Raw genomic sequence first — 5032 nt, 5'->3', positions numbered from 1 at the left:
ATAATGCTAAACACTTTCATCCTGGCAAAAAGGGTGGGCAATGGCGGCTTGTCCCTGTTGTAAGAAAATCCGATCTTTCTTATCCGGAGGGTTTTCAGCAGTTTTTTAGCACTTTGGACCACCCTTCCCGCACGTTCAGCGGTATCTGGATTTTCACCGCTATAGTGTCTCTGTAATATGCCCTGATGCCTGGGTACCAACACCGAGAGCACCTCGGGGGGAATGTCTGTGGCGTCTTCAGAATCTTCATCCTCCATGGATTCAATCGTCTCCTCTATCGGAGCCGGGTCCGTCTGAGTGGCGGCAGGGTTCAGACTCTCACTGGCTGAGACCACACTCCGGCGATCCTGATCAACTCGCCTTAGTTTTGGTGATGGATGTTCAGGACTCTGTTGATGCTGAGGTATATTGGAGGCACCCGCTGTCGGCTCAGCCTGACGTCCTGCCCGGGTGCGCTTTCTTTTTGGTTGTTGAGCACCTTTTTTTTGAGAGCCCTCTTCTTGAGAAGCACTGCTTGCCAAAGCACCATTGTCCGGGGGTGGGGGTGTAGACCCATCTGTTGGGGGTAACGGCATGAAATATCTCTCTATTCGCCCAATGGGTCATCCTCAAATAGCCATTCATTCTGCCCGGGCGGATCGCTCTTTTATCCTCACAGGCTTTGTGCTATTCGAGTTGTGTCGCCACATCCGCTCTATCGCTCATTTTTTTTAGCACTGTGGCGAATTGTATTGGAGCCATCTGATGGCGATAAAGTTCCAACATTTCAAGTTCTTTTTCTTCCAGCTCCTGAAAACGATTCAATGCCTTCATCGCCGCGTCAAAGTTCAGTTCATTGATCACAGATGGTGGCTGAATGAGGGTTGGCAGTGAGCTGGTCATTATGGGCATAGTGTTCCAGTGATGCCCAGACTTCTGGCTTTAATGGTTTGCCTGATCTGACAAGACTGCGAATCACTCCGGGTGGCTGCAGAGGTCTTGCCCTGTTGTTTCCTGCCTGCCGGGTCTTTGGCCCTTGCCTGACTGCCGGTCGTTCATCACGCCTGATCACACCCGGGGGCCCGGACGGGTGCTATTCTCGGTCAGCCTCCCGGAAGTACGGGGTTTTACGCTCATTCGATAACCGGCCATGTTTCCGCACTTTCACCCGGTTGTCCTTGGTTGGGGATTTATCGAATGAGTTCAGAACCCCTTATTTTGAGAAGGTGTCAAACATGCAGCAGGAACTTAGCTGGCATCATCATCGGTATCAAATATTCCTTGATCATCCAGTTCGAAGTAACCAGGAACAAATTCAGTTTTCTTAGATACAGATTCCTTCTCTGAGACTAATTGACTTAAAATCCGATTTTCTTCCTCCGTATTGCAAATCTTGTCTGTCAGTTCAATGTTCTGAACAGTCAGAAGCAAATTTTGCATTCGAAGGTTATCCGCTTCTTCTTGCAAGTATTCCATGCGAATTTTTGTATTTTCTCTAAATTTTCGAGCAGCATCCCTGTTCATCTGCCTTCTTACTTCAAATGGTCTTGCTTTTTTGCCCCTTGGCTTATTGCTTCCAACTGCTGTGGATGAAGAAGGCCCTGGTTTCCCGGAAACAGTTTCTGTTTCGACTTTTATAACACCACCTTCCTGTACAACTCGATGAAGCTGACAGGCATTGCCGTAGCTACAACCCGGTAGGCTCCCGGCTGTTGATGAAGACTTCAATACTTTTCTTGCAGGAGGCTCTGGGGTGACGTAAGGAGTTGCCACTCTTTTCAGAACAGCTTTTTTTCCTCTGGTCGTTGCTGTATCAGTAGGCTCCTGCGGAAGTCTGATATAACAATGATCCTGTGTCACAACACTGTATTTTGCGCCAGCCTTATCCGTTTTATCCTCACTGGCCCCAGCGTCTTTTGTCGACACAAGATTCAATGAGGATGTGTCCGAAGTCGAAAGCCTATCCATTGTTCCTATTCCTGTGCATTCCATGACTCATAAAGCCTAGACACTCTCCACAACGGAATGTTCCGTTTCTGACAGTAAATCTGACAACTCTGTTACTTGAGTACCTTTTTCCTGAAGGGGTTCGGATTGGTTGTTCACCGGAGTGAGTTGAGTGCTTTTTTTGAAAACGACTGTTCCGCAAGCACCATTGTCCGGGGCGGGCGCGGAAGTAGATTCATCTATTGGGGGTATCGGCAGGCAGCCTCTCCCTATTCGTCAAACGGGTCATCCTCAAATTTCCATTCATTCAGCCCGAGCGGATCTCCCTTTTTGTCCTCATAGGCTTTGTGCCAGTCGAGCTGTATCGCCACATCCACTCTGTGGCTCATTTTTGCGAGCACACTGGCTGATTGTATTGGAGTCATCGGGTGGCGATAAAGTTCCTGAGTGGAATGCGCAAATGATTTCCACAGGACGGTTAAGGGATCAGTAAACTATTGGAATGAATGGTTGTCGGTTTATCTGAGTCTCATTACCAGCCTTTTACCTGCCCCCTCAATGCTTTTGTCTGACCACGCTGATGCTTTCGATCCATGCGTTTTTTCTGCGAAGAACGGGTAGGCCTGGTAGCTTTTCTTTTTTTAGTCACCACCGTCGCCTTTTGAATCAGACCCAGTAATCGATTCAGAGCATCCTGACGATTTTTCTCCTGAGTTCTGAACGACTGTGCCTTGATCACAATGACGCCTTCGGAAGAAATCCTCTGGTCATTGAAAGTCAGAAGCCGTTCTTTATAAAAGTCAGGAAGGGAAGAAGCTCTGATATCAAACCTTAAGTGGACCGCCGAAGAAACTTTATTCACGTTCTGTCCCCCCGCCCCCTGGGCACGGACAAAATTAAACTCAATGTCATCGGAGGGAATCGTAACGGTATTGGAAATCTTCAGCATATCACTCAGTTTCTATCCTGAACGAGCACCCACGGTCGCACCACCACGGCCCATAAATCCGCTTTTTGCTCATGCCAGTTTCTGGCCTGATCGTCACTGACCGGTCCCAGTTTTTTTTCATTCAACCAGGCTTCTACTGTCGCTTTATCATCAATGGAGATGCTGTGAGCGACGGCAACAATATCCAGATCCGGAGCAACCGCCAGAAGGTGGCCGGAAGCAAAGTAGCGCTGAAGGTCTTCCCAGGCAATTTTTGCGGTTTCCAGGTTGAGTTTGGCTTTGTTCAGCTCATTGGGGTCTACAGAATCACTCATTAATAATCTGTCTGTCTGATTAACGTTAAATAAGGGCAGAGACTACCACATCCATGGTTTTTTCAGCCAGTCAGGGCTTAACCTCCATCAAACTCCCGGGATCGGGCATGATTTTCCACTTTTTGAACGAAATCAACCTTTAGCGGTCTATTCATTCAGGCGTTTCAAAAAACCAAATTATTGAGGGAATAAATTATGCCGCCACGGATGACCAATACTCCACCCTTACACCTGCCCGGCTGGACCGAACCGGAAACAGTGGTTTCCCCCCCTGCGTCCACTTTGGGCTTGAGCAACCAGACAGCTCGATCGGGTGGGCTCTCTGGTTACTCTTTACAGCAGCGACACATCACTTCCACTCGTGACCAGCGTCGTGAATGGATATCCCATGTTCAGGATGCACTGGGCAAAATTGATGTTCCATTTGGCAATAAAAAATTTCAAAAATTTGTAGAAAATGCCCAGTATGATCTTAACAGGATGAGTCACAACCGTCCTGGGGAGGATGAAAAACTCTATCTACAGTCCCTGCAAAAACTGGTCAACTACCTCGCCGAGGAGCCTGGACTTCCTGAAAATACTTCCGTTCTGAAAACCCTGGCTGATTTGGGGCTGGGACTTGAGGGGGTGTCGATGAATTATAAAATACAGATCCCCTCCCAATTATTAAAACAACTCTTTGCTAACACACGCCTTGAAACCGTGCAGAAGATTCTTGACAAGGATGCCAAAAGAATGATGTTTCAGGCTGATCCGGGCTTTATGGAAATTCTGGAAACATATCTGCCTCGTATGTACCTAAAGGAAGTTGCCCATGAGCTTTTGAGTGAGCTGAAAAAACATCACATATTTCTTGAGCAACTCAATAAATCTCTGCGACTTTCGGAGGGTTCAGCACCGTACCTGATAACAGCTATTTTCGAATCACTGGGCATCAGGCATGGCAACCCAGAGGCGTCACAGGATTTCCTTCAGGGAATCACCACTGCCCTGGCTTCAGAGTTTTTTACATTTCAGCTTTCTACACTGGAAGTTAATCTACAAAGGCATGAAAAACTGATTCTGAAAGAACTGAAAAAGCTGGATGATAAGGAGCGGGAACAGCTTCTGGTATCTGCCTTTGTATTAGGCCAGTGGGAACTGTTTAAGCGGTTGCTGGCGGGCTCCTCTCCCACAATACTTGGGCATCAGTTTAATAACGGCGGTAATATTTTGCACCTTATGGTGACAGCACTGCCAAGCATGAAAGCTCACGGAGAGGTATGCAATTCTTCCTGGCTGAAAGCTTATACCCCTCGCTATGACGAGTTGTTTCAGTACTTGCCCGCCGGGACTCTGGCCAATCAACAGGACAACAGCGGCGCAACACCGCTGTTGCTGTTATACCGACATCATTGCGAGCAATTAGCATCAGCCAGCATCTCCAAAGCGGAAGACTGTCAACTGGCCAGAGCCCAACGCAGCGCCCTGCTCAAGCTAACCGCTTCTGAGCATCTGATGAGTTGTATGCAGAATCATTTAGACGGAAAATTCCCTTTGAATGTCAACTGGTTTGCTGAGTTCCTGCAACTCTTCAAATCCTTGCCGCCATCCACTTTTAAAGCAATCAGCTTGCGCTCTGCTGAGTGTTCATACCACGACTACCTGAGACACAAACCCTCGACCCGTGCAACACGGTTACTTCAGCCCGTTATCAACTATTTTGAGCTTCACCCTGACGTTTTAAGGGATGAGCAGCAAACACTGGAACTGATAAGGTTAATACATCAGAAAGGGTTGCCGGTTGAATACTCTGCGCAAGTGCTCCGGGTTGTCACTCCGGGCATACAAAAAAAACTACTTG

7 protein-coding genes are annotated in these 5032 nt (G+C 47.8%); 1 reads left to right on the top strand and 6 read right to left on the bottom strand.

Annotation, left to right across the window (positions count from 1 at the left end; all coding sequences use genetic code 11):
* The 6 genes from KDK19_RS22280 to KDK19_RS22255 all read right to left on the bottom strand — a co-directional run.
* Nucleotides 1–575 (bottom strand): hypothetical protein (locus KDK19_RS22280; protein WP_257292980.1); only part of this gene is annotated, 575 nt, incomplete at its 3' end.
* A gap of 91 nt (nucleotides 576–666) precedes the next feature.
* Nucleotides 667–843 (bottom strand): hypothetical protein, encoded by a 177-nt coding sequence (locus KDK19_RS22275; RefSeq protein ID WP_257292979.1) that lies wholly within the window; start codon nucleotides 841–843, stop codon nucleotides 667–669.
* Nucleotides 833–1051: a hypothetical protein gene (locus KDK19_RS22270; RefSeq protein WP_257292978.1), complete on the bottom strand. Its 219-nt coding sequence runs from the start codon at nucleotides 1049–1051 to the stop codon at nucleotides 833–835. The genes KDK19_RS22275 and KDK19_RS22270 overlap by 11 nt, the downstream gene beginning before the upstream one ends.
* Nucleotides 1052–1227: 176 nt before the next feature.
* The gene (locus KDK19_RS22265; protein WP_257292977.1) at nucleotides 1228–1752 is read right to left on the bottom strand and encodes a bZIP transcription factor; all 525 of its coding nucleotides are present in this window, start codon (nucleotides 1750–1752) and stop codon (nucleotides 1228–1230) included.
* A 706-nt stretch (nucleotides 1753–2458) separates the two neighbouring features.
* Nucleotides 2459–2875: an alternative ribosome rescue aminoacyl-tRNA hydrolase ArfB gene (arfB, locus tag KDK19_RS22260; protein ID WP_257280099.1), complete on the bottom strand. Its 417-nt coding sequence runs from the start codon at nucleotides 2873–2875 to the stop codon at nucleotides 2459–2461.
* A gap of 5 nt (nucleotides 2876–2880) precedes the next feature.
* Entirely contained in the window at nucleotides 2881–3189 is a 309-nt protein-coding gene (locus KDK19_RS22255) for a DUF2288 domain-containing protein (protein WP_257252686.1), read from the bottom strand.
* A gap of 195 nt (nucleotides 3190–3384) precedes the next feature.
* Here KDK19_RS22255 and KDK19_RS22250 point away from each other — a divergent pair.
* On the top strand, nucleotides 3385–5032 hold a 1648-nt coding region (locus tag KDK19_RS22250; RefSeq protein ID WP_257292976.1), incomplete at its 3' end, for a hypothetical protein.

The sequence above is a fragment of the Endozoicomonas sp. ONNA1 genome (assembly GCF_024606325.1).
GTDB lineage: Bacteria > Pseudomonadota > Gammaproteobacteria > Pseudomonadales > Endozoicomonadaceae > Endozoicomonas_A.
Note: the sequence above shows the minus strand (reverse complement) of the source record. Positions and strands in the feature narration are given on the sequence as shown.

Bases quoted from the DNA above. Each gene is read 5' to 3' on its own strand.
- arfB (WP_257280099.1), bottom strand. From the start codon at position 2,875: ATGCTGAAGATTTCCAATACCGTTACGATTCCCTCCGATGACATTGAG.
- KDK19_RS22255 (WP_257252686.1), bottom strand. From the start codon at position 3,189: ATGAGTGATTCTGTAGACCCCAATGAGCTGAACAAAGCCAAACTCAAC.